At 36.2% G+C, this 25,969-nt stretch carries 25 protein-coding genes and 1 pseudogene; 11 read left to right on the forward strand and 15 right to left on the reverse strand.

The annotated features are described in order from the left end of the window. The first annotated feature begins 215 nt into the window (after nt 1-215). The 3 genes from IPH11_14810 (at nt 216) to IPH11_14820 (ending at nt 2,898) form a co-directional block, all read left to right on the forward strand. A complete protein-coding gene (locus IPH11_14810) occupies nt 216-1,268 on the forward strand; it encodes a hypothetical protein (GenBank protein ID MBK6914853.1) in 1,053 nt (350 codons plus the stop codon). Nucleotides 1,269-1,277: 9 nt separating this feature from the next. Next, entirely contained in the window at nt 1,278-2,024 is a 747-nt protein-coding gene (locus IPH11_14815; GenBank protein ID MBK6914854.1) for a polyphosphate polymerase domain-containing protein, read from the forward strand. 199 nt (nt 2,025-2,223) lie between these two features. After that, nucleotides 2,224-2,898 (forward strand): DUF4956 domain-containing protein, encoded by a 675-nt coding sequence (locus IPH11_14820; GenBank protein ID MBK6914855.1) that lies wholly within the window; start codon nt 2,224-2,226, stop codon nt 2,896-2,898. 66 nt (nt 2,899-2,964) lie between these two features. Here IPH11_14820 and IPH11_14825 read toward each other — a convergent pair whose 3' ends face one another. After that, entirely contained in the window at nt 2,965-4,614 is a 1,650-nt protein-coding gene (locus tag IPH11_14825) for a phytase (protein MBK6914856.1), read from the reverse strand. A 284-nt stretch (nt 4,615-4,898) separates the two neighbouring features. On the opposite strand from IPH11_14825, the gene IPH11_14830 reads away from it, so the two are divergent. After that, nucleotides 4,899-6,116: an aminotransferase class I/II-fold pyridoxal phosphate-dependent enzyme gene (locus IPH11_14830; protein ID MBK6914857.1), complete on the forward strand. Its 1,218-nt coding sequence runs from the start codon at nt 4,899-4,901 to the stop codon at nt 6,114-6,116. Next, nucleotides 6,113-7,759 (forward strand): phosphoenolpyruvate carboxykinase (ATP), encoded by a 1,647-nt coding sequence (gene pckA, locus IPH11_14835; protein MBK6914858.1) that lies wholly within the window; start codon nt 6,113-6,115, stop codon nt 7,757-7,759. The genes IPH11_14830 and pckA overlap by 4 nt, the downstream gene beginning before the upstream one ends. Nucleotides 7,760-7,918: 159 nt before the next feature. On the opposite strand, the gene IPH11_14840 is transcribed toward pckA, so the two are convergent. The 10 genes from IPH11_14840 to IPH11_14885 form a co-directional block, all read right to left on the reverse strand. Further along, nucleotides 7,919-8,242 (reverse strand): hypothetical protein, encoded by a 324-nt coding sequence (locus tag IPH11_14840; protein MBK6914859.1) that lies wholly within the window; start codon nt 8,240-8,242, stop codon nt 7,919-7,921. 33 nt (nt 8,243-8,275) lie between these two features. Next, nucleotides 8,276-9,598: an NADH-quinone oxidoreductase subunit NuoF gene (gene nuoF / locus IPH11_14845; GenBank protein ID MBK6914860.1), complete on the reverse strand. Its 1,323-nt coding sequence runs from the start codon at nt 9,596-9,598 to the stop codon at nt 8,276-8,278. A 4-nt stretch (nt 9,599-9,602) separates the two neighbouring features. After that, nucleotides 9,603-10,076: an NAD(P)H-dependent oxidoreductase subunit E gene (locus IPH11_14850; protein MBK6914861.1), complete on the reverse strand. Its 474-nt coding sequence runs from the start codon at nt 10,074-10,076 to the stop codon at nt 9,603-9,605. Nucleotides 10,077-10,141: 65 nt separating this feature from the next. Further along, a complete protein-coding gene (locus tag IPH11_14855) occupies nt 10,142-10,531 on the reverse strand; it encodes a four helix bundle protein (protein MBK6914862.1) in 390 nt (129 codons plus the stop codon). Between the two features lie 54 nt (nt 10,532-10,585). Continuing rightward, nucleotides 10,586-11,839, reverse strand: coding sequence for an NADH-quinone oxidoreductase subunit D (locus IPH11_14860; GenBank protein ID MBK6914863.1), 1,254 nt, complete (start codon nt 11,837-11,839; stop codon nt 10,586-10,588). Between the two features lie 6 nt (nt 11,840-11,845). After that, nucleotides 11,846-12,334 carry an NADH-quinone oxidoreductase subunit C gene (locus IPH11_14865; protein ID MBK6914864.1) on the reverse strand — a complete coding sequence of 163 codons (489 nt, stop codon included), beginning with the start codon at nt 12,332-12,334 and terminating at the stop codon, nt 11,846-11,848. Nucleotides 12,335-12,338: 4 nt separating this feature from the next. Continuing rightward, nucleotides 12,339-12,860 (reverse strand): NADH-quinone oxidoreductase subunit B, encoded by a 522-nt coding sequence (locus IPH11_14870; protein ID MBK6914865.1) that lies wholly within the window; start codon nt 12,858-12,860, stop codon nt 12,339-12,341. Further along, entirely contained in the window at nt 12,851-13,219 is a 369-nt protein-coding gene (locus tag IPH11_14875) for an NADH-quinone oxidoreductase subunit A (GenBank protein ID MBK6914866.1), read from the reverse strand. The genes IPH11_14870 and IPH11_14875 overlap by 10 nt, the downstream gene beginning before the upstream one ends. A gap of 131 nt (nt 13,220-13,350) precedes the next feature. Next, nucleotides 13,351-13,842 (reverse strand): hypothetical protein, encoded by a 492-nt coding sequence (locus IPH11_14880; GenBank protein MBK6914867.1) that lies wholly within the window; start codon nt 13,840-13,842, stop codon nt 13,351-13,353. A 53-nt stretch (nt 13,843-13,895) separates the two neighbouring features. Further along, nucleotides 13,896-14,966 (reverse strand): glycosyltransferase family 39 protein, encoded by a 1,071-nt coding sequence (locus IPH11_14885; GenBank protein MBK6914868.1) that lies wholly within the window; start codon nt 14,964-14,966, stop codon nt 13,896-13,898. Nucleotides 14,967-15,104: 138 nt separating this feature from the next. On the opposite strand from IPH11_14885, the gene IPH11_14890 reads away from it, so the two are divergent. The 4 genes from IPH11_14890 to mdh all read left to right on the forward strand — a co-directional run bounded on the left by IPH11_14890 (nt 15,105) and on the right by mdh (nt 19,523). Next, entirely contained in the window at nt 15,105-16,076 is a 972-nt protein-coding gene (locus IPH11_14890) for a hypothetical protein (protein ID MBK6914869.1), read from the forward strand. Between the two features lie 26 nt (nt 16,077-16,102). Continuing rightward, entirely contained in the window at nt 16,103-17,854 is a 1,752-nt protein-coding gene (locus tag IPH11_14895; protein ID MBK6914870.1) for a hypothetical protein, read from the forward strand. A 197-nt stretch (nt 17,855-18,051) separates the two neighbouring features. After that, nucleotides 18,052-18,462: an ATP-binding protein gene (locus IPH11_14900; GenBank protein ID MBK6914871.1), complete on the forward strand. Its 411-nt coding sequence runs from the start codon at nt 18,052-18,054 to the stop codon at nt 18,460-18,462. A 95-nt stretch (nt 18,463-18,557) separates the two neighbouring features. Next, a complete protein-coding gene (mdh, locus tag IPH11_14905; protein MBK6914872.1) occupies nt 18,558-19,523 on the forward strand; it encodes a malate dehydrogenase in 966 nt (321 codons plus the stop codon). 74 nt (nt 19,524-19,597) lie between these two features. Here mdh and rpmA read toward each other — a convergent pair whose 3' ends face one another. Further along, nucleotides 19,598-19,855: a 50S ribosomal protein L27 gene (rpmA, locus tag IPH11_14910; GenBank protein MBK6914873.1), complete on the reverse strand. Its 258-nt coding sequence runs from the start codon at nt 19,853-19,855 to the stop codon at nt 19,598-19,600. Nucleotides 19,856-19,871: 16 nt separating this feature from the next. Next, nucleotides 19,872-20,180 carry a 50S ribosomal protein L21 gene (rplU, locus tag IPH11_14915; GenBank protein ID MBK6914874.1) on the reverse strand — a complete coding sequence of 103 codons (309 nt, stop codon included), beginning with the start codon at nt 20,178-20,180 and terminating at the stop codon, nt 19,872-19,874. A 198-nt stretch (nt 20,181-20,378) separates the two neighbouring features. On the opposite strand from rplU, the pseudogene IPH11_14920 reads away from it, so the two are divergent. Both IPH11_14920 and IPH11_14925 read left to right on the forward strand, forming a co-directional pair. Next, nucleotides 20,379-21,821 (forward strand): annotated as a pseudogene (locus tag IPH11_14920) (phosphotransferase). Next, nucleotides 21,818-22,549, forward strand: a complete 732-nt coding sequence (locus tag IPH11_14925; GenBank protein MBK6914875.1) for a nucleotidyltransferase family protein — start codon at nt 21,818-21,820, stop codon at nt 22,547-22,549. Before IPH11_14920 ends, IPH11_14925 begins: the two are co-directional and overlap by 4 nt. Nucleotides 22,550-22,854: 305 nt before the next feature. Here IPH11_14925 and IPH11_14930 read toward each other — a convergent pair whose 3' ends face one another. Both IPH11_14930 and IPH11_14935 read right to left on the reverse strand, forming a co-directional pair. After that, entirely contained in the window at nt 22,855-24,627 is a 1,773-nt protein-coding gene (locus IPH11_14930) for a VCBS repeat-containing protein (protein ID MBK6914876.1), read from the reverse strand. A 280-nt stretch (nt 24,628-24,907) separates the two neighbouring features. Beyond that, on the reverse strand, nt 24,908-25,915 hold the full coding sequence (locus IPH11_14935) for a hypothetical protein (protein ID MBK6914877.1): 1,008 nt from the start codon (nt 25,913-25,915) through the stop codon (nt 24,908-24,910). Nucleotides 25,916-25,969: the final 54 nt, after the last annotated feature.

Consider the following 25,969-nt stretch of genomic DNA (forward strand, 5'->3'; position numbering starts at 1 on the left):
AGGAATCTTACCAATAAAGGCAAGGGAAAATCTAAGAGTAAAAAAAATTATTCTTCATTAGAATAACGCACCTCAATAGATTGGGAAAAGCCGCTCTATCCGTTCCTTGAACAATTTTCTGCTTAGTTACCAATTTCATCCCCACATTTATTTTTATAATTATCCACTTTTTTACCGATATTTGATAACAATTTTTTAACATACAATTATCAGGCATGAGTTCTGTACAAAAAACAGTTTTATTATTATTCATAATTATACTTGCCGTTGTAATTTATTTCCTTCCGGTGAATCTTCCGCTTACTTTATCAGCGAGGGCAAAAATACTACCCGCTTCCGAATGGATTGTTGCCAAAAACGATAACGGGCAAATCGTCACCACCTTGTTCGATCATAAATCCGGTGTTCATAAGAATTACTCGGTCTCTAATTTTGAAAGGGGGGATGATGTCCGGCTGATTTTTAGAAGTGATTTGAAAATAAATTCATTCGTTAATACAACAGACACGATTGCCAAATTATATTCAAATGAAATTGAAAGACAGCTAACCGCTCTTAAAGGCTCACTCGAAGTTGCTAAGGCTTCATTAAAATTAAATCAAACCGGTGATAAAGCGTCACTAATTAGAATGGCGGAGGAGCAGCTTGCCTTTCAAAAGAAGAATGCAGAAGAACAAAGAAAAATTTTATCCAGGCAGGAACAGCTTTATCAAAAAGATCTAATCTCGCAGGAAGAATATGAAATTTCAAAAGGAACTGCTGAACTTAATGATCTTCAAATTGCAATTGCAAATGCCAATCTTGAAACTGTTCTTACAGGCGAAAAAACCGAACAGATAGATTTCATCAACTCACAAATAAAATCCTTTGAAAACGAAATAGCCGTTCTTGAAAAACGATTTGCTGATTTTAATATCATACCGGCTATCAACGGAACTATTTCTAAAATATCTATCGGGGATACTTTATTAAGTATTCAAAACACGGATGAATATTTGCTGATGATCCCTGTTAATCTTAAATATCAAAAATACATTTCTATCGATGAACAAGTTTCATTCTATTCAGAAACAAATCAAGCAGACTTTTATGGAAAAATTATTTCAATCAACAATTCAGTTCAATACCTTCTTGGTGAACCTGTTATAATTGTCACCGCTGCAATCGAAAATAATAAACAGCCGCTAAACACGGGACTAATAACCGAATGTGAAATTCACTGCGGCAGCATTCCAATTGCAGATCACATAAAAAGATTTTTTAATTGAAGTTAGTTAATGAGAATCGAACATAAATATTATCTCTCCGAATCCGATATTTATAATTTCAAAAGGGAAATGACGCCGTATGTAAGGTACGATGCATTCGCACTTAATCACGAAGATAGAAATTATACGGTTCGCAGTGTGTATTACGATTCAGATTCTATGCAATTCTATCACGAAAAAATTGAAGGATTAAAAGTCAGGAAAAAACTTCGCATCCGCGGTTATAATAATTTTCACGGCGAAAAAGTTGTTTACATCGAAATCAAAAGAAAAAGTGATTGCTACGTTTGGAAAAATCGCGCACCGCTTTTATTCAGCGATATCAATAAATTTTTGAATGGAAATTCTATTGAGGATTTAATTCTTACAGCCGACAAAAATAGTTTTGCAATTACCGATGCAAAAAAATTTCTATATCATTACTATAAAGATCAGCTTCATCCCACCGCCTTAATTTCTTATGAACGCGAGGCTATGTTCGGTGCGATGAACGACCGCCTGCGCATAACAATTGATAAAAATCTTCGCTATCTTATTTTGCCGGACATTTCCGAACTTTTTAATGAAGATAAACTTCAATATGTTTTTAACGGAACAGTTATTCTCGAAATTAAATCTGACTACGGCTATCCGGTTTGGCTCAGGGATTTAATTAGCAGGTATCATCTTCGACGGAGTGCAATTTCAAAATATACACTAAGCCTTGATAAGCAAGCTAACCGCAACCCATTTGAAAAAATGATATGCACTCTTTAAACTCCGATCCATTACTACATAAAATTGGCAGGAGTAAATTACTTCGTGAACCTTCGAGTCTTAGAGCCTTAGTGGCAGAAAAGAAAACACTCGTACCGCAAAGACGCGAAGTCGCTAAGTTGCACGAATTAAAAATCACTAAACTCTACTCTAAGCGTAACCTCAATAATTCATTAATAAACTCGCATTAAGTAAATAAATGCTACAAGATTTTCAAAACATATTCGCCACCTCCATCACTCTCGGCACAGTATTGCAGAACCTTTCCGTTGCAGTATTGTGCAGCTTATTAATCGCCGTCTTTTATAAATACTCCTACAAAGGACCCGGCTACTCCGCTTCATTCGTTCATTCACTCATTGCTCTCTCAATGATAACAGCAATTGTTATAATGGTAATTGGGAACAACCTTGCACGCGCATTTGGATTGGTGGGGGCAATGTCAATTATTCGATTCAGAACAGCAGTAAAAGACACGATTGATATTGTTTTTATATTCTTCGCACTCGGCATTGGAATGGCAGCAGGGGTGGGGCTTTACAGCGTTGCATTTGGCGGCACAATTTTTATCGGACTCATTTTGCTTGCACTTTCAAAGACAGATTTCCTCATCATCAGAAAAGAAAAATTTCTCCTTCAATTCAGATACCACGCTGAAGATGGCATCGAAGCTTCATACATTCCCGCACTAAAAAAATACTGTAAAAAATTTACAATGATTAATGTAAAATCAATCGGCAGAGAAGATGAACTTGAAATATCATTTTACGTAAGCATCAAAAACAAAAACCAGAATCCCGAATTCATCAAAGAACTCTCCGCACAAAAAAGCATCTCCTCAGTAAACTTCTATTTTGATGATGAAAGTTTGTGAGAGGTGTAACATCGAATGATTAAAAGCTAATCCGTAACTCTTTAACCGATTGCTCCAACTTTAATTCTATTTCAACAAAATCATTTTACGGGTTTGAATGAACTCACCCGCTTTCAGTTGATAGTAATACACCCCGCTGGATAGACTGCTGCTCAGTCCTACATCAAATTCTAATTCGTAGCTTCCTGCGGGTTGGGTTTCATTCACGAGTGTGGCTGCAACGATGCCGAGAACATCAAACACTTTTAAAGAAACCATAATGTCACCCTGAGCTTGTCGAAGGGCGACAGATGGAATTGTGTATTTTATTTTTGTCGTCGGATTAAATGGATTTGGATAATTCTGCTCAAGTGAAAATTCTGTCGGTGATGTTATTTCAACTTCTATTGTGTTTGAGTATTCAAATGTTCCGTCAAAATCAATTTGTTTTAGCCTGTAAGAATAAACACCGGGTGTAAGATTCAAGTCTTCAAAATAATATTCGTTCAACATCATACTGTTACCCTTCCCTTGAACGAAACCAAGCACTTTAAATTCATTTTCATTTCCACTTTTTCGCTGGACTTCAAACCCGGAGTTGTTTAATTCGGTAACGGTTTGCCATTTCAGTTTTACCTTGTTTTCTTCTGCTGTTGCTGTGAACACTGTCATTTCAACGGGAGTAAGACCTAAAGCACTGAAAATATCATCCCATCCAATGGCAGCTACTTTAGAGTCATTATTCAAAGCCGCAAATAAGCCGGCTGGATAATCAGGCAGATATTGTTGGAAGGAAGCAATACCGTCTGTATTGGAAACACCGGTTAATTTTAAAGTCCCAAGATATTCCCACGTTTGCCTATCGAAAAATTCATAGTGGTTCGTTCCGGAAATTATTTGATCTGAAACAACAATCAATCCATAGCCGCTGTCAACTCCATTTTGTGCCGGACAGTTAAAAATAATTATGCCTTCCGCATCTGCATCAAAAATTCCATTTCCAAAATGATTAGACCCGTTTTGAAGATAAGCTGTGCCGTCGGGATTATAAACATAAAGTCCGCTTCCGCCATTTTCATCGGGGATATAAATTCGCTGATAAAAATTATCTGCCGCCATTGTTTCAAGACCGGTTTCAGGAGTGAACTCATCAATATAATCTCCAGTAACTGCGTCGTGAACGTAAACAATATCATCGGCAGAAACATATATTCTCTTATCACCATTTGTAAGTTTTAAGATGGTTAAGTTTGGTTCGGAATGAAGATTAACCCCCGCCTTATTAAAATTAAATAGGAAATTCAAATCAGGAAGACTAAAAACACTCACCGTACTTGAAGGTTCACCAATTGCAACATAAAGCCGGCTGGATTCCTGATCAACTGCCAAACCATTTACCTGGCTTCCGGAAAAAGTAGCGTGCGTAAGCGGCGGCATTTCATTGCCGACAAATGGATATTTCCAAACCTCTACCAACTGATTACCTTTGGCAGAAACAAACATCAGCGATTCTGTGCTGTCCGGAGCTTTCCAAAATTCAATCGTATCAATATTGTCCCCTGCTCCACTAACTTCAAAATCGGGGTCAAGTATTACTTCTTCAAAATAATCTACCGAGCATTCATCCATCTGCTGTGATAATATCGGTCGAGTACTAATTAAAACGAAAATGAACCCGAAAAACAAAAGTTTGGGATCGGTAAAATTTTTCGGTAAGAATAACAGCAATTTTTTCATAAAGAACTCCTCAAAATTTTTTTATTTAAATCACAAATTTTCTGCCGCAATTATTATTGGAAAAACAACGAAATTCGATTCGATAAGTTATTCTATTAACTTACATTTTAACTGATTGTGAAATTATTACTGGTAAGATAAGAAGTTGATCGAACCTTTCTTAGGTAAAATATTCTGACTTATAAAAGTAATTTTGAAATTCTCTTGTTTGTGAAGAGCACGGCAAATAATTTACACTATTAAAATTTTTAAATTTATAAAATCATATTAAAGATGGAAATCAGATGAGTCTAAGTTTAATTGCAAAATCAATAAAGCCATCTCCGACATTAAAGTTGAATGAAAAGTTCGCCATTCTAAAAGAGAAAGGTGATCCTGTAATTCATCTTGGCGGCGGAGAGCCTAAAAGTCGTGCGCCGATGGATGCACTATTAGCAGCGGCTGCACATCTCAACACAGGAGAAATTCGTTATGCACCTGCAGATGGAACCCCAGCCTTAAAAAAAGCAATCATCAGATATACTGACGAGTTTTACGATCGAAAAGTTGCTCCTGAAAATATTATCGCTTCGGGGGGAGCGAAACAAGCAATAATGGTAGCACTTCAGGCAATTCTTAATCCGCAGGAAGAAGTTATTTTTCCCGCCCCCTATTGGGTCAGTTATCCGGATATGGCAAGATTAATTGGAGCAATCGGCGTTCCCGTTCTGCCGGAAGATGGAACTTTTTATCCAAGACTGCAGGATATCGAACAACGCGTTGGCTCTTACACGAGAGCGGTTATCATCAACAGTCCGAACAATCCTACCGGTGCAATGTACTCCGAAGAATTTATTGCTGATATTGTTGAATACTGCGAGAAGAAAGATCTTTGGTTAATTATGGATGACATTTATCACCGTTTAATTTTTGACGGAAGAAAGCCGATCAACTGTTACAAATATGCAAAACGATTAGATGAAAATTCTAAACTGATAGTAATAAACGGAGTGAGCAAACAATATGCAATGACAGGTTTCCGGATTGGCTGGGCTGTCGGAAATAAAAAAGTAATTGAAACGATGAGTAATATTCAAGGGCATCAAACTTCCGGTCCTTCTATTCTTCTTCAAGTGGCTTCCGCTGCAGCAATAAACGGTATTCAATCGGGGGTGGAATCGCTAAGAACCACGCTTGAAAATAATCGTAATGTTTTAATTGATTTGCTGAATTCTTTTGAAGGAGTGAAAGTAACAAAACCCGACGGCACATTTTATTGCTTCGCTGATTTCAGCGCTTACGAAAAAAACTCGAACAAACTATCGGAATTTTTAATTGATAAAGTACAAGTGCTCACTGTGCCGGGAAAAGAATTTGGTCTGGATGGTCATTTAAGAATTAGTTATTGCGGAACAATAAAAGATATTCAGGAAGGAATTGAAAGAATGAAATGGGCGCTCGATCCTAACTCTCCAAATGAACTTTATATTGGCGACCGCAAATTAGTGAGGGATTGGTCATGAGTAAATATTTAGAATTCAATACCCCCGCCACGAAAGAAGCAAAAGAGTTAGCTTCTGATTTTAAATTATTCAATCATGGATTGGTTCAACTCGACCGGGTCTTTTGGAATTTATCCGACGAAGCTTTGTACGAAGAAATAATTTTTCGTAACGAAGGAAGGATCACCAAAGAAGGACCTATCGTAGTTCACACTGGCAAACATACTGCCCGCGCTGCGGCTGATAAATTTATTGTGCGAGAAGAAACTACTGAAAATAAAATCTGGTGGGGGGTCTACAATCGTCCTTTCACACCAGAAAAATTCAGTTCGCTAATGGGACGCGTGCAGGCCTTTTGTCAGGGTGAGGAATTATTCGTTCAGGATTGTTACGCCGGCGCAGATCCAAATTATAAAATGCCGATCAGAATAATTACTGACAAAGCTTGGCATAGCTTGTTCGCAAGAAATATGTTCATTACTACAGATGACAAGGATGAGCTAAAAAAATTCATCCCTGATTTTACGGTAATCGCACTTACGGGTTTTAAAGTTGATCCTTCACTTGATGGAACGCGAAGCGATACAGGAATAATATTAAATTTTGCAGAGCGAACTGCCGTAATCGCAAACACACTTTACGGCGGTGAAATTAAAAAATCAATTTTCACTCTCCTTAATTTTCTACTCACATTCAAAGATGTATTGCCGATGCATTGTTCTGCAAATGTTGGCGATAAAGGCGATGTTGCTCTGTTCTTCGGATTAAGCGGAACAGGAAAAACAACGCTCTCTGCCGATCCCAAAAGGAAATTGATTGGTGATGATGAACACGGTTGGAGCTCTGACAGCGTTTTTAATTTTGAAGGCGGGTGTTACGCTAAGGTGATCAGACTTTCTGCTGAAAGCGAACCCGAAATTTACGCAACCACCAAACGCTTCGGAACGATTCTCGAAAATGTTGTGTTCGATCCTGTAAGCCGTCATATTGATCTTGACGATGATAAAATTACAGAGAACACACGCGCATCATATCCGCTTGATTTTATTCCTAACGTTGTACCCGAAGGATATGTACGAACTCATCCGAAAAATATTATTTTCTTAACCTGCGATGCCTCCGGTGTTTTGCCTCCAATTGCAAAATTAAATCCTGCACAAGCGCAGTATCATTTTATAAGCGGCTACACTTCAAAAATTGCCGGCACTGAAATTGGTTTGGGTATCGAGCCGCAGATTACATTCAGTGCATGCTTTGGTGCGCCGTTTATGGTTCGCCATCCTTTTGAATATGCAGAAATGCTGAAGCAAAGAATGCTGAAACATAATGCAAATGTCTGGCTTGTTAACACAGGCTGGGTGGGTGGAAGATTCGGTGTCGGAAAAAGAATAAGTATTCGGCACACAAGAAATCTACTGAACGCTGCTCTCGAAGGTAAACTGGATAAAGCAAAATACAGAAAAGATAAATTGTTCGGTTTTGAAGTCCCTCTCTACTGTCCTGATGTACCTGAAGACGTTCTTGATCCTTCAAGCTCGTGGGGAAATAAGAATGAGTACTGGAAAAAATACGATGCACTTGCCGCCCGCTTTATAGATAACTTCAAGCTATTTGCAAAAGGCTGTAGTCAGGAAGTAATTGACGCCGGACCGAAGCGATTGTAAAATCATTTTTCATTTAGAGGTTGTCTTAATTTTCTGAATGAAAAGAACTTCACTTGGTAAGAATAATAAGAAGCAAAAGAGTATTTTGAAAAAAGATGTGAGAAGTAATATCAGATTACTTCTCACTTATAAAGGAAAAGAAATACTGACTAAGATAAATTAAAGTTTAGCCAGCCATTTTTTGAAAGTTTCCAATTTGATTGGATTGGGGATGGCTTCAATGATTCTTAGCAAATTCTTTTTATCTGCACAGTTCATTAGCTGTACGCCGCCGTTAGTTTCAACTTTTAATGCGGTGGTAACTTTCCCCCAGCTTTTATCAAGGGCTTTATCGCGTGCGCGCATACCTTTGATGTAAGATTTTACATCCTTTGAATCAGTGAGAGCAAAGACAACATCGCGAACAACAAAGCATCGCTTCCTGGTTTTGGAAACCCATGCAGTGCGAATTTTTTTTGAATTGAACGACTTTACATCTGACATTATTGAACCCTTTATATAGTGATTAGAAGTTAATTAGTTCTTAATATCCGCTAAAGGAATTGCTGTGTTTCTCATTGAATGAACTTTGTTGGCAACGGGAATGTCCATTTTGATGCTAACCCGTTTTTCAAAATAATCCCTGAACCTTTGAACCATGAATTTTACAGGCCAGGCAGCGGCTTCACCAAGAGCACAAATAGTATTGCCTTCTATATTACTTGCAACTGTAATCAATAAATCAATATCATTTAGTGAACCTTTGCCGTCAAGAATTCGTTCTAATATTTTTTGCAGCCACCCTGTACCTTCTCTGCACGGGGTACACTGCCCGCAGCTTTCGTGATGATAGAATTTAGCGATACGAGCAAGCACTTTCACAAGATCGGTATCCTCATCCATTACAATAATACCACCCGTACCAATTGCAGAGCCGACTGTGCGTAAAGATTCGGCATCCATTTTTACACCTTCCAGTTGATCACCACGCAGGGGGGGCATAGATGAACCGCCGGGAATTACACAAAGGATTTTTTTATTTCCGGGAACACCACCGGCATAGTTGTAAATAATATCTGTCAATAAAGTTCCAGATGGAAGTTCGTAAACACCCGGTTTGTTCACGTGACCGCTTACACCAAACAATATTGTCCCCGGATGTTTAGGTTCACCAATTTTAGAAAACCACTCCCAGCCTTTATTAATTATTGGAGGAACATTTGTGATCGTTTCAACATTATTTATAGTTGTGGGATTACCCCATAATCCATTTTGTGCCGGAAAGGGAGGTTTAACTCTTGGATAACCTCTTTTACCTTCAATCGAATTCATCAGTGCTGATTCTTCACCACAGATATATGCCCCTGCCCCTTTGTGAACATAAATATCACAGAAGAAATCGGTGCCGAAAGATTCTTTCATTTTTTCACCAACGAATCCGCGTGCATAAGCATCAGCTAAGGCATTTTCAAAAAGTCTAATCCATTTATGGTACTCACCACGGATATAAACATAAGCGACCTTTGCACCAATTGCATAGCTGGTGATTAAAATACCCTCAATTAGTTGATGAGGATTAAATTCAAATATTTGTCTGTCTTTGAATGAACCAGGTTCACTTTCGTCGCCGTTGATGCAAAGATATTTTAACTTGTCGGTAGTCTTCGGCATGAAACTCCATTTTAACCCAGCCGAGAATGCTGCCCCACCCCTGCCGCGTAATCCTGATTTTTTTACCTGATCTATAATATCATCGGTGGATTGGGAGAAAGCCTTTTTTACAGCAGTGAAGCCGCCGTTCTGCAGATAAACATCAATAAGGTGGAGGTCTTTAATATCAGGAAGAACTATTTTTTCCATATTACTATTTAAAACTTTCTATTATTTGATCAACTTGATCAAGGGATAAATTTTCATAATAGTCTTCGTTGACTGCCATCATTGGTGCCGAGCCGCAGCTTCCCATGCATTCAACTTCTTCGAGTGAAAATTTTTTGTCTGAAGTAACCTGACCATTTTCTATTTTAAGTTTTGAACGAACATGATTCCAAATATCATAGCCGCCGCGAAGTAAACATGATACGTTTGTACAAACTTGAAAATGATATTTTCCCATTTCATGCTGATGATACATTGTGTAGAATGTTACCACACCAAGTACTTCTTCAAGTGAAACTTCAAGTATAGATGCGACTGACTTCATTACTTCGCCGGAAATAAATCCGTTTTGTTCCTGTGCCAGCCAGAGTAACGGCATAAGCGCTGCTTTTTTTGTCGGATACTTTTTAAGTATCTGATCAATTTTTTCTAAGTTTTGTTGTGTGAATGTAAATTCCATATTATTTGCCTGAGATCGATTTTGTGTTCAAGTTCAGGTTCAAGTTCAAGTTCAAGTTCATGGAGTTATGGGTTGTATGTTTCATTATCTTCATAAATTCTATCCGATGTGCTTTTTATTAAGCCAATTAACATTGAAACAATTTCAAAAAGAATTTCTTTGCCTTTAGAGTTTTCATCAGTTTCAATTTTTTTCTTTATTAATAATACATCTAAACAAGCAGCACTCTCAGTAGCAGAACCACGGGCTATATCGTAATAACGGCTTTTATCTTTACTGCTAAATTTTCCCGATCCCTCAGCGATATTTAATGGAATCGAAGTAGAAGCCCGATCCAATTGATCGCAAGCACTGATTCTTTCTTTTTGTTTGCATAATAACTTATCTGCAAATTCAACAAAATCCAGGGATCGTTTATAAACATTCAGTTTTTCATGACTAAAAACTTTTTCCATTAATTCCTTCTCTTAATCTTGAACAAAAAATTGAACCTGAACTTGAACCTGAACTCATTTGTCCGCCTCTCCCATAATCGGATCAAGACTACCAATGATAGCTACGACATCCGAAACCATGTGTCCTTTAATTAAGTGAGGCAGTGATTGTAAATTATTAAACGAGGGAGAGCGAATTTTACATTTCCAGGGATGCCCCTCACCTTTGCTGACGATATAAAATCCCAGTTCACCTTTCGAACCTTCGATAGCACTGTAAATTTCACCGACGGGTGGATTTATTCCAAAGTTAACAATCATAAAATCGTGAATCAATTCTTCCATGCGTGAATAAATTTCACCTTTTTTCGGTAAAACTTTTTTCGGTTCATTTGCCGAGATTGGACCCTGCGGCATCTTGTCGAGTACTTGCTTAACTATCTTTGCGCTTTCACGAGCTTCATCGGCACGGATAAAATAACGAGCGAGACAATCACCTTCAGTATATGTGGGAATATTAAAATCAATTTCACTGTATTTAAGGTATGGGGAGACTCTTCTCAAATCATAAGCAATTCCGGTAGCGCGTAAATTAGGACCGGTCATTGCAAGATCAATCGCATCTTGCTGAGAAATAACCCCTACGCCTTCAAGACGTTCGATAAAAATTCTGTTTGTATTTAACAGTTGTTCACACTCTGTCAAATTAGGTTCAAATTGATCAATAAACCATCGTGCAATTTTCTCGGCTTCCGGCTGAATGTCATTAGCTACTCCGCCAATTCGTGTATAGCTGTTTGTAAATCGAGCACCGCATAGGATATCCCAAATATCAAGGATTTTTTCCCTCTCCCTTAACGTCCATAAAAATACAGTTAGTGCTCCTACATCCATAGCAAGCGAACCAATTGCCACAAGATGCGAAGCAATTCTTGAAAGTTCTGCAACGAGCATCCTGATGTATTGTGCACGAGGGGGTACTTCGATGCCGGCGAGCTTTTCAACTGCTGTAACCCATGCAACATTGTTTGCCAATGGCGAAAGATAATCTAATCTATCGGTGTGAGGTATATATTCATGGTAAGACATGTTCTCGGCCATTTTTTCATAGCCGCGATGAAGATAGCCAAGATCAGGAACGCAAGCCACAACAGTTTCGCCGTCTAATCTCAATAATAATCTGAGTACGCCATGAGTAGCGGGATGCTGCGGACCCATATTTAGAATCATTTCATTTTCAAGCGCGTCTTCAACGGTAATAGTAGTATCAGCATCGAGTAATGCTTGAATAATTTTAGGATGAACTTCGTCTTTTTCTAATTTCTGCATATTGCCTTACTTCTTAGGTAGTGGTAAAGATCCTGGAATGCCTGTTAACGGAAAATCTTTTCTTAAAGGGTGGTATTCAAATTCTTCGGGCATGTACATTCTTCTCAAGTCAGGGTGGGTATTAAATTTAATTCCATACATATCATAAGTTTCGCGTTCCTGCCAATTAGCAGATTTCCACACAGAAGTAACAGAGTCAATAGTACAATCTGATTCATCAACATTAGCTTTTAATCGAAGTCGGAAATTATTTTTTAATGAATAAATATTATAAACAACTGTGAATCTATTTTTTCTTACCGCCCAATCTATTGCAGTTATATCTGTACAGAATAGAAACTCTAATTCGGGATTTGATTTGAGAAACTTACAGACAGGAATTATAAAATTCTTATCGAATGAAAGAGTCAGCTCGTTTCTAAAATCGGTGGTATCAATTTTCAATTCAGGGAATTGACCATTTATTTTTTTTAATAATATTTCTTTGAATTCCATAAAATTAATTATTCTGAATTACTGTCAATTCCGGAAGTTTAACATTTTGAAAATCTCTTGCTTTTGTGTTACCAATTTTTTCCTGAATCTGAATAAGTGCATTCAAAAGATTATCAGGACGGGGAGGGCAGCCGGCTAAATAAATATCTACCGGTAAAAATTGATCAATCCCCTGCACAACAGAATATGAACGATACATACCGCCGGTTGAGGTGCAAGCGCCCATAGCAATCACCCATTTTGGGTCGGGCATTTGATCGTAAATTTTTCTAACAACAGGAGCCATCTTGTAAGTAACTGTCCCGGCAACAATCATCAAATCACATTGGCGGGGGGTAAAGCGCATCACTTCAGACCCGAAGCGCGCAATATCATACTTCGGATCGCCGGAAGCCATCATCTCGATTGCACAGCACGAGATTCCCATCGGCATTGGCCAAACTGAATTTTTTCTTGACCACGCAATTAATGCATCAACCGTGGTTGTAAAAAATCCATCCTGTGTCAGCTTTGCTTCTAATCCCATTTGAAAGCGCCTTTCTTATAAGCATATAAATATCCAAGCTCAAGTATAATTAGAAATATCAACATCGAAATAAAAACACTTATGCCACTCTCTTGAAACATTCTTCTAAATTCAACAGCCCAGGGGTAAACAAAAATAACCTCTATATCAAAAATTATAAACAGCATTGCAACAAGATAATACTTAACAGAGACTCTTTCGTGTGTGGTACCAACCGGTTTCATTCCACTTTCATAAGTAGAATTTTTCTCGCCTGTCGGTCTCTGCGGTCCGAAAATGCCGGAGGAAAAAACTGTTGCAACTGCAAATATTAAAGCAAATGCAATTACAAGAAATACGGGTATGTATTGTTCAATCATTTTATTAGTTAAAAATTTGATGTGCTAAATTATTCATTTTTTATTTGATTGTCAATTTAAACATTATTCTTATCACCTCCTTTTTTCATAATGAATTCGGCAGTGACAAAGCCAACATCAGAGAATAATTATCATTCTATTTTATAAAGTACTGCCGGTGGATAACTTGTAAACACAAGCGCTGTTAATCCGGGGTGTTCAGACTGCGGGTCAAGCAGCGAAATAAACTCCCGCCTTAATTGAGCTTCTATCTCGCTGAAGTAGAGATATTTCACTTTGTTATTTCTCAGGGTGGTTATAAAATCATTATAATTATCTTCGAGAGGGAGTGGTTTGAATTTCATATTTAAATAATAAGCGATATGTGCTTTACGAGCTGCAATTATTACCTCATCCTGAGGCGGCTTAATATTTTTGTTAAACCAATCCTTTATTACTAATAATTCATTCGGACCGGAATTGATTATCCCGGAATTATAATTGTAAGCTTTAACAGCAGTGATACAAACTAAAATAGAAAGAAGTATTATTCTCAATGCGGCAGGTATTTTTTCAGTGACGGGATTATTCCTATTTAAAATTGTACTGACTGCTATTGAACAATAGAATGGAATCAGGAACATTGAAAACCTTTCACCATAGAATAACAACAGTAGCAAAGCGAAGAAGAAAAAATTTACCAACAAATACGCAAACCCGATAGTGTTGATTTTTTTAGAGGCTTATTAAAAAGGAGTAGAAAAAATCCAAGTGCGATAAAAAGTCCTATATGCCAGCCGGTAAGCTTTTCCATATCACCTAAATAGTGATCGGGAATATTATTTAGTGTATTCGAAATAAATAATCCAGGATCTTTTAAGATGACCTGCGACATTGATGTAAAGGATTTACTTTCTTTAAACCAAAATTCATCCCATCCTATTTTACCTTTTCCGTAAAGTTCATAGGCAATGTTTTTATAATTTTCATTATAAAAAAAACTCCCTTTTTCTTTTAAGCAATAAATCCCCCAAGGTGAAATAGTTAAAATAAAAACTGAAATAAAAAGAGCTGATACAATCAGTCTCTTTTTAAAATCAATTTTCCAGTAATTGATAAATAAAATCACTATAACAAAACTAAATAAGAAAAGTCCGTTATATCTTGTCAAATATGAAAGCCCGCCGAAAAAAGAAGCAAGCAAAATATTAGTTGTGTTAAATTGGTTTGCTTTGAAAAAGAAAAACACAGCAGCACTTACTAATGCAATAAAAAACATATCCGTGCCTGCACTGTAAGTGTATTGAATGAATATTGGATTTAAGATGATTAAAAGCGTAACAGGAGTTGCAACTAATGGTGAAAAAATATTTTTTAATGTTTCGAAAGAAAAATAAATTATGAATGCGGCAGAAACTAAACCAAGAATAATTCCGCCGGTAAAAAAATCTCCGAATGCCAAACCAAAAACGGAAAGAACCATTGGATAGAGCGGTCCATGGAACTGTTCAATCTGCACGGTGCCCTTAAGAAAATGTTGTGCAGCGGGAACATAGTTCCAATAAAAATCCGTTTCGACTCCGTAATCTCCAATCTTGTGAAGCGATAAACTGATCAACCCTAAAATGATTGAATATGAAATAGCGAAGATAAAACCAAGATGTTTATATTCGATTATCTTTTGCAATTTCATAAAAAGTGAGTTGGCGCTTTGTTCATTGCTAATTTCAACTTTAGAATTTTTACGAAGTTTATTTTTTTTGGGCATGCGTGAATTATTTTCCTGTAATATGTTTCTGTATGATTTATTTAAAAATACTGAAATCGAGTAAATGATTGGTTAATAAATTTTTAACCCGCAAAGAAATAATTCTTTTTTTATTTTGAAGTCGAAATAAAAACTAAGATGACAAAATACTTTTTCATAATAATTATTCTTTCACTATCTGTGATTTCCTGTGAAAGATTAACTGAAACCTCAATCGCTGACGACGGTCTCCCCCCGGCTGTACCGGTTGGATTAAGAATCGTCTTCAGTTATGACGGAGAGGTTGGTTTGGAATGGAATGCAAATAACGAAGCTGATATTCGCGGCTATAACATCTATCGAAGAGAGAATAAGGCTGCTTCAATATTAATCGCTTTTACATCCGACAGTTATTTTTTTGATGATTCATTGAATTACGACTCGCAATACTTTTACAAAATTAGCGCCATTGATTTAGCGGGAGAGGAAAGCGCCGCTTCTTCAGAGGTACTTGCTGAACCCGAAAATATTTATTCTCCTATCGCTCCAAGGTTTCCGGCAGTTAATGCAAGGAATTGGGAAGAAAATTTATCTGTTTACTTAAGCTGGGAAAAAAGTTTTGAATCCGACGTCGAAAAGTATTTTGTATTTAGAAGTGAAGAACAGACTTTTATTGCCGACACAAACTCATTCATTGGAGAATCAACTCAAAATTATTTTAGCGATACAACTGCTTTGAAATTGGACACTAAGTACTTTTACAAAATTGAAGCTATTGATAAGGGTGGGTTGATAAGCACTCCAAGCGAGGAAGTGAGTGATGAAATTTATCAGTCTGCGTCTTTGATCTTTCCACAGGACAGTGCAGAGGTGGTTTATTTCGATTATTTTAAAATCAAAACAATCAATAAACCAGCAGCTTATCGGATAAGTGTGATGACTAATCCATATTTTAGCGAGTATTGGGCGACTGAGTTTTACTCTGAAGCAGCCGATGATACAATATCTGTGCGCTTTAACCCCGATTATGTTGACGCGAACGTTAGATACTATTTGCGAATTGCTGTTTACTCAATTAGCGAGCAGCCGAACAGTATTTCTAATCTTTATAATTTTATAATAGTACCTTAAATTGAAACTAAAATTATTCTAAAATATTGAAGCAGCTATCCGTCGTATTTATTCTTATGTTTTCTATTTTGGTATCAGCGCAGGAGAATCCTGATTCATTAGAATTAATTCAAACCGAGATACTTCCAAATGTTTTTAAAACAAGTTTTGAAAAACAATTAAATACTTTTTCACTTCGAGGTGGTTTTTTATTCAACACTTCGATGAATAAATTAAGCTTGAAAGTGAATGAAGATTATTATTCAACCTTTGTTCGTTCTACTACTAAAAGCATTCGGGATGAACAATCTCTTGCAATTCTCTCTTCCTACTTATTCTCCTCTGATTTTTCACTCGGCAGTGAAATAATAAATAATATTTTTTCCGACAGCAGAAAGATTGAAATCAATCAAGCTTCTGTATCCAGTGCCGTATTTTTTTCGCAATACATTCCATTAGAAAAAATATACTTGACACCTTTTTTAGGCTACTCAAATAATCGTCAGATCGGCGAAAATGATTCCGGACCGGTTTATGGAATTGAAGGACTTGCTGATGAACTTGCTGTGGATGAATTTATTTTCCTTTCACAACTGAAATTCAGAAATGAAGATATCTCTCCCAGAAAAAACACACTCAGAAATTTGCAGCTTGTAATTACAAATTATTTTCAGCCGGAAGTTAGTAACTCAATCACGGCGGGGTTTATTCAAAACAGAAAGGATTTTTATTTCACCGCTGATTCACTTGTCTCTCAAACTTTCGATGTCGCAAACAATATTCAAAGCCGTACTGAATCTAACTATCTGATTCAGGATAGATTAATCTACAACAATTTGTTTGAAGATTTTTCTCTCGACTTACTTGGACGATTAAATTTTAAATCAATTGACCGGGATACACGTTACCGAATAAACAGCCTCCAATCTTCTTCGGTGTTTGATACACGAATTGAAGAATTTCGTATTGAACTCGAATCAACGGTTGCCTATTCTTCTGATTCATTCGACGCATTACTACGGGCAAATTATGCCGAACGCGATGAGAAACATTTAACAAAAAGATTCGAAGGTATTGATGAAAGTTTTTACCTCGAAAGATCAGAATCAGAAAGCAATAAAAATAATGTTTCACTTCGTGCTTCTGTTTCAATAACAAGCGGCTGGAAAATTTCTAAACGTGATTATCTTTCTCTGAATTTTTTCCAAAGTAAGCTTAGGTACGATACGCCAAGCCTGGATAATAGCGACGACCGTGATGAAATTCTTTCAATAGTGCGTTTGAAATATTCAAGATTCATAAATTCACTTTTCGAAGCCTTCATCACTGTCGAAGGTACGTTGAGTCACGTTGTTTATTTATTTTCGGACAGGAGTTCCAACAATAATTTAAACAGAATATTAGCTTTAACCACCGGCGGCAACTACAAAGGAAAAAATATTTCATCTATGAATAGTTTCACTGTCTCGGCTAATTATACCGTTTACGATTTTGAAGATCTTAACCCGAACTACAGAAGTTTTTCGTACAGGCAGTTTACCGCGCTCGATTCTTCCTCGATAAAACTTGATAAAAATCTTTCGTTAATTTTTTATGGGTACGCAAAATTATCAGAGCAGGGTGATTTGAAGTGGGCAAGTTTTTCAACTAAACCGGTTAGGTTTAATGAAGAACTACTGGCTGAGCCAAAAGCTTCAACACAATTTGCAGGATTCATTTTCGCTGCCGGAGCAAGATTATTTTCATTGCGAACTTTTAAATATGACAATGAAGAAAAATTATTGACTCAAGGTATTTAAGCATAGGACCGATTTGCGAATTGACGAAAACGCTTGGCACTGATTTATTTGTCAGACTAACCGGCTGGTACGAATTTATCATAGTCAATAAAATTGATCAGAAGGAACAAACCAGTTTAAATCTTCAAATGAATTGGAGTTTTTAGCGTTGCAGGTAAAAATATTTTTCTTATTTTCCATTAAAAATTTAGAATACTTTGCCGGAAAACAAATATCACCTCGAAATAGACAGCGATCCGAATAATTTAATTACGGTTGAAGAATTCGTTAATTACTTCGGCAGGGATTTAAATCTCAGTGAAGAAAAGATTGCCCACTTGCTGCTCACTGTTACAGAAGCAACCACCAATGCCATCATTCACGGCAACAAATGTGACCCTAAAAAATTAGTTGTAATTGATGTTTGGGTTGAAAACAGCAGCCTTTTTATTTCGGTTAAGGACAGTGGAAAAGGATTTGATCCTTCTGCTTTGCCTGACCCGACTGAGACAGATAATTTGTTAAAAGACTCAGGAAGGGGTGTGTATCTTATGAAAGTTTACATGGATGAAATTAAATTCAATGTCACTGATCAGGGAACTGAAACTCTTCTAATGCTAAAATTATAGCACTCTCTTTAAAACTCCTTCCTTTGCAATTAGCACACCACATCAGTAATTTTCAACTGTAATTAAATTATTATTTAAGAAATACAGGAGAAATTATGTCACGCAAAAAAATATCTTTGATAGGTGGAGGACAAATCGGCGGAGTTCTCACTCAGTTAATTGCAACAAGACAGCTTGGTGATGTCGTTCTATTCGATATTGTCGAAGACATGCCGCAAGGTAAATGCCTCGATGTTGTCGAAGCTTCAAGAATTGACGGCTTTGACGTGAATGTTAAAGGCACAAACAATTATAAAGACATTGAAGGTTCTGATATTGTTATCATCACTGCAGGACTGCCGCGTAAACCCGGAATGAGCAGAGATGACTTGCTTGTTACTAACGCAAAAATTATGAAAAGCGTTGCAGAAAATGTAAAGCAGTATGCACCAAATTCAATTGCAATAATTATTTCCAACCCCCTTGATGCAATGGTTACTCTATTTAAAAAAATCACGGGCTTTGCTGCGAATAAAGTTATCGGACAAGCCGGTGTGCTTGATTCGTCACGCTTTGCTACATTTATCGCGTGGGAACTTGGCGTATCTGTAAAAGATGTAAACGCAATGGTACTTGGCGGACACGGCGATACGATGGTTCCGATTGTACGATATGCAAATGTAAATGGCATCCCTGCAATGGAATTGCTCGAAAGAAAATATAAAGATAAAACCAAAGCTGCTGAAATAATGAAAGCAATGGTTGAAAGAACCAAAGCTGCCGGCGGCGAAGTTGTAAAACTTTTAAAGACCGGTTCAGCTTTTTACTCCCCCGCTTCATCAGCAATCTCAATGGCAGAATCAATTATCTATGACGAAAAACGAGTGCTTCCGGTTTGTGCTTATTTAAATGGCGAATTTGGATGCACCGGCTATTACGTTGGTGTTCCGGCAGTGCTTGGTTCAAACGGCGTTGAAAAAATTGTAGAGTTTGAACTTAATACAGAAGAGAAAGCACAATTGGATAACTCAATTACCGCGGTGAAAAATCTTGTTGTTGATATGGAGCGATTGGGATTCTGATTTAAATAAAATTTCGATATAAAAAACCCGATCCATTTCTGAATCGGGTTTTTCATTTCAAAACCTATTAAATTTTAGTTAACAGGATGTACGCTGATGAATTGTCTATCGCCGCGTTTAGTTTCAAATTTTACTACTCCATTCACAGTTGCAAATAAAGTATCGTCGCCGCCTTTCATAACGTTTGTGCCTGGATGAAATTTCGTTCCGCGCTGACGAACTAAAATATTTCCTGCAAGCACTTGTTCGCCGCCAAATCTTTTAACGCCGAGCCGCTGTGCGTTGCTGTCTCTTCCGTTTCTTGTTGAGCCTTGACCTTTTTTATGAGCCATTATTTAATCTCCTATTTTAACCGATCTTTGTTACTTCAATTCTTGTTAACTGCTGTCTGTGCCCGTTCTTTTTATCGTACCCCGTCCTTCTTTTTTTCTTAAAGACAATTACTTTATCGTCTTTAAGATGTTGGAGTACACGAGCGACAACTTTTACTCCGGAAACTTTTGGGTTTCCTACTTTTGTTCCTTCGTCGTCTGAGTAAAGAAGAATGTTATCAAATACAACATTCGTATCTGTTTCTTCTTTCAATTTCGGAACGTAATATTTTTTGTTTTCCTCAACTTTGAACTGTTGACCTAGTATATCTACGACTGCGAACATTATTTCCTCTGATTCTTAAAAATTAGGTGACAAATGTAACAAAATTGCCTTGATAAGTCAACCATAAGAGCAATGTTTTTCTTTAAAATCTTTCTTTCATAAACGAACCGAGGCTGACTATGATTATAATTTCTTATGAAAATTGGCTTTTTTTTAAGAAATTCAAACAACTGATATTTTTTCTCAATTTAATTTAATATGAAAACGATAGAAGAAAGCCTAATTAAACTTTTTTTAGAACGACTTGGAGTTCTACCCGAAAGCGTAATTCCTCTGCCGCGGTCGGGTTCTGATAGAAAATATTTCCGATTGAGCGGGAAAGGTTTATCTGCGATTGGCGTGCTCAATAATAATTTAAAAGAAAACTTAGCCTTCATTTCATTTACAAAATCTTTTACTACCCTTGGGCTGAATGTTCCGAAAATCTACTCTGAAAAATTAAGTGATAACATTTACTTGCTTGAGGATCTTGGAGATAAATCATTGTTTCAACTCGTTGAGGAAAAAAGATTGGATAATTTATTTCCGCAATCGCTGATAGACAAATATCAAACAGCACTGAAGCATTTACTAAAATTTCAGATTGAAGCGAAAGACAAAATTGATTTTTCAATTTGCTATCCGCGAGCAGATTTCGATAAGCAGTCAATGATGTGGGACTTGAACTATTTCAAATATTATTTCCTAAAACTTGCAAACATAAATTTTGCTGAACAGGCGCTTGAAGATGATTTTGATTTGCTTTCATTTTTTTTATCGGGAGCAAAAAATAATTTTTTTCTATACCGTGATTTCCAATCAAGAAATATTATGATTAAAAATGACGAACTCTATTTTATTGATTATCAAGGTGGTAGGAAGGGAGCTTTACAGTACGATGTTGCATCGCTGCTGCTTGATTCAAAAGCCAATATTCCTTTTGAATTGCGCGAAGAACTTCTGAATTTTTATTTGAACGAACTCAAAACATATTTCCCGGTCGATGAAATTGAATTTAGAAAATTTTACAAAGGATTTGCTTTAATAAGAATTTTACAGGCGATGGGCGCTTACGGTTTCAGAGGATATTTTGAAAAGAAAGAGCACTTCCTGAAAAGTATCCCATTCGCAATCAAAAATCTTGAAGAAATAATTAATCAGAATTTTCCACTCGAATTGTCTGAATTACAAAAAGCATTTATTCAAATTATTTAATCGGAGAAATTGAAAAGTATTACCGGATCAATGCAAACAAGCGGAAACTTAACTGTAAGAATTAAAAGTTTTTCATACAGAAAAGGCATACCGAAAGACGATGCAGGCAATGGTGGTGGTTTTGTTTTCGATTGCCGGATGCTTCATAATCCCGGAAGGTATGATGAGTTTAAGAAACTAACAGGTAAAGATCAACCTGTAATTGAGTTTCTTCTTTCTCAAACAGATGCTTTAGAATTTACAAATAATGTTTGCAGCATAATTGACGGGGCTGTGAATAACTATCTTAAAAATAATTACACAAATTTGTTAGTTAGCTTTGGATGCACTGGCGGGCAGCATCGCTCAGTTTTTTGTGCGGAAGTACTTGCCAAACATTTGATTGAAAAATTCAATATCAAAATTGAATTGCAGCACACCGAAATGAATAACTGGCTTCGACAATGAAAGCAATGATTCTCGCTGCAGGTTTAGGCACAAGATTAAGACCTCTGACTAACACAATTCCAAAAGCCTTGATTCCATTGAATGGAATTACTTTGCTTGAAAGAACAATTAAAAAAATATCACTCGCAGGTTTTGATGAAATAATAATAAATGTTCATCACTTTGCTGAACAAATAAAAAAATTTCTTGAGCAGAAAAAATATTTTGGATTAAATATTTCTATCTCCGATGAATCAGATGAACTGCTCGATACGGGAGGAGGTTTGAAAAAAGCAGTGTCGTTTTTCGATGATGCAGAACCTTTTCTGCTTCACAATGTTGATGTACTGACTGATTTAAATTTAAACGAATTATTAAATTCACATAAAAAAAATAATTCAATAGCCACACTTGCTGTGATGAAACGTAAAAGTTCGCGGCAATTTCTTTTTGATGATGAAATGAATCTTTGCGGCTGGCAAAACCAAAAGACAAACGAGAAAAAAATTAGCAGACAAAAAATAACTCCTTTCCAACAATTTGCATTTTGTGGAATACAAATTCTTGAACCAGCAATTTTTGATTTCTTTCCAGGAGATAATAAATTTTCATTAGTTAATTTTTATATTCAGGTTAGCAGGGCAAAAACGATTAAAGGATTACTAACTAACTCGAAATACTTTTATGATTTGGGAAGCATCAAAAAGCTGACTGAAGCGGAAAAATTTATTTCACAAACCAGATCATAAAAAAATCGAGCTGTTGCCGACCCGCCTTTTCATTCATGTTTTTCATCTGACGTTTGACATTTACCGTTTCACATTTGTGTATTCACTTAAGATTTACGCAGTCTGATTTCTGGAGACTTAATTTATTAAAAAATTTTCCGGCATCTCATTTCTTACAAAATAAAATAACGGAAAACTCCTAAACACTGAGCTAAACAGAATTGATTTAAATTCAAAACTTTAATCGTTCAGCACAACTCCTTAATTACGAACCAAGGGAGTAAGTTAGACCTTAATCCGTTAATCTGCTGATCCAGCATTTAATACTATTTTAGCAAAATCATTTTACGAGTCTGTACAAATCCAGCAATTTTTAATTGATAAAAATAAATCCCTGATACGAGTTTACTCGAATCAAATTCAATCGAAAGATTTCCTGCTGATCTAAATTCATCAACTAATGTGGCTATCTCCTTTCCAAGAACATCATATACTTTTAATGTTTGATGAATGCCTATAGGTGACTGCCAACTAATCTTTGTACTTGGATTAAAAGGATTTGGGTAGTTTTGATCTAAATAAAAAACCCCCGGAACTACATTTCCGCTTTCATCAACGCCAGTAAAATCTCCCTCAGTTATTGTTTTATACTGATCAACCGGAAGATTAGTTATCATGTCAATATTTCCGCTGGGCCAGAGAATTATTAATGAATCAATTATTGCAGCATCACTTAATCCAAAATGGACATCAAGACTATTTTGACCATTAAAACTATTCTGTGCTGAAACATCTCTCTGCTGCCACATTGGAGTTCCACCTATCATTGATTTTAATTTTATCCTCGTTCCAATTGCAGATTTATTTGATTCTTCACCAATTAGTTTTAATATCAACCAATGATTTCCATTTGCATTATCATTTCTAAAGATTCCTCTACCTGGAGTTAACCCCGAAATATGAATATCCAGGTCACCATCATTTTCATAATCGCCAATCGTTACACCACGCTCAAATGCTGCCTGTGTAAATACGGTAGCCTGGTTTTCAAAAGTTCCATCACCATTATTTTTAAAGTAGTACGTTTGCCCTTCACTTGTAATTACAACATCTAAAAAACCATCGTTGTCAAAATCACCCCAACTATTAGCCAGACAGCTTACGCCTGGCAGTGCCAAGTTGCCTGCAACGTTTGTAAAAAACCCGTTATCATTTTTATAAAGTCTGTTTTGTGCACCAGTATAATTTGTTAAAAAAGCATCAAGATCACCATCGTTGTCATAGTCAATCCAGTTATAAACTTGTCCATCCTGAAGATCGGTGCCCAATGGTGCTGAAGTGATTCGTTCAAAATCAACAACTCCATTATCTATTAATAAATTTTTATATAAATAATCTTTAGCTGCAACACCAGCTGGACCACTTCCAATAAATAAATCTATATCACCATCCGTATCATAATCTGACCAGGTTGCAACCGTATAAGGAGCAAGCAGTGTAACGAATTCGTATCCAGTCACTTTGGTAAAAGTATAATTTGGAGGTCCATCATTGTGAAAAAGAACATTCGGTATTGATCCTCCAGGTACGAAACCTGCTGGATGTACAATTAGTAGATCTACATTACCATCATTATCATAATCTCCCCAGGTGCACGTCCAGCCTCGATTGCCAATACTATCAGCAATAGCGCCGGAAGTTATTTTCGTGAAAATTCCGCCCCCATCATTTCTGAATAAAAAAGATTTACCGCTTGCGATAAACATATCAAGGTCGCCATCATTGTCGTAATCCGCCCAACTGCTTCCGCTTCCTATTACACCATTTGGCGGAACCAGGGGTGAGGTTTGACCTTTAAAGGATAGATTCGGAATAAAGTTTCCATCAGCCAACCCTTTGTAGAGATAATCGTTATTTGCAAATAAGTCCAGGATTCCATCGTTATCAAAATCAATCCACGCTGTGCCGGGATAGCCTCTTGGGAATGAATCAGTAACAACGGGATTATTTGTATCGGTGATTTGTGTCCAGCCGTTTTGAGAATAAAGATTTACGCTTGAGGTTAAAACAAAAAGAATTAGAAGAAGAGATTTTTTCATTACAACACCTTTATTTTTTTTTGACTCAAAAATAAATTGAAACATTAACTAAAGAGTTAAGTCCGATAAAGGTTTACTTTTTGACTGATCTTTTTTTACTATTTTACTAAATGTTTACCATCGAATAGCCGGAAATAGATAGGAAGGTTATGTTTGTACAGCCTCAGAATTTACAATTGATTTTTTATACTCAAGCGAGTCATACCTGTAAATGATTTGAAAGCTTTATTAAATGAAACTTTGTTGTTGAAACCGACTTGATAACCAACTTCGATTGCAGTTAATTTTTTACCATTCTTTTCAAAATTGTTTTTGCTTCTTCAATCCGATAATGATTGATGAATTCAAAATAATTCATTTTAAATTGCTCATTGATTATCTGAGACAAGTAGTGCTTTGGTAGATCAACAATTTTTGCAAGCTGCTCCAATCTTAATTCACCGTCCCGCCAAAGATTACCCTGAAGCATACTTTGATTAATTTTTTCGGCAATTTTTTTCCCCGATTTTTCATCTATTGGAGAATTTTTATACTTCTTAAACGGAATTTTTTCATGACTGCCTTGATCAGCAGGAAGAGTATCGTTAAAAATATCAGGCTGTATCAATCCAAGGATAGTAATTATTAAAATGAAAAGAGACATAACAAAAGAAATAGCATAATCCCATTCAAGTTTAATAAGATTAAATTCATCAAGAACCATGTAGCTCAAATACGAAATAGCAATTCCGAACGTGGCGAAGGAAAGAAATAACACCCACCTTTTAATAAGTTTAAACTCTGCAAATACTTTTGCCTTAGTCAAAATAATAAAGCCGTAGAATAATAAATGAATAATGCTGATCCAGGGAATAGCTTTTAAAACATAACCTAAATACAAAATAGGTACATGCCCTGATTTCATAATTTCACTTTTTGAATTGGAAGAAAGCATGAAGAGCGGAATTGATAAAAGAAAAAATATTAAAAAAGGAATAAAATGATAAACATACTTATACTTGCGTTTAGCACCCTCAAGCTGTTCGATGTATAAAAACAGTAGTGGTCCATATAAAAAATAAAAAAGTTGAACAATCCCTAAAAAATGCGGAAAGTAGATGTTATACCTTGTCCAGTATAAAACGTAATCTATTAAAGTTAAAGAAAAGAGAATTAAAACAAGCGACAGATAAACTCTTATGTGTTTTAAATTTTTTTTAGTTAAAAAAATAATTGCACCTACGATTAGTCCAATCAGCGCAAAGACTAAAAACATAATTGTCCAATTATCAAAAGAGGGCTGTTGCATAAATTTTATTTTTGATTAACCATAAAGATCGTCAATCTATATTTCTATCTTTCA

The sequence above is a fragment of the Ignavibacteriales bacterium genome (assembly GCA_016709155.1).
Lineage (GTDB): Bacteria > Bacteroidota > Ignavibacteria > Ignavibacteriales > Ignavibacteriaceae > JADJEI01.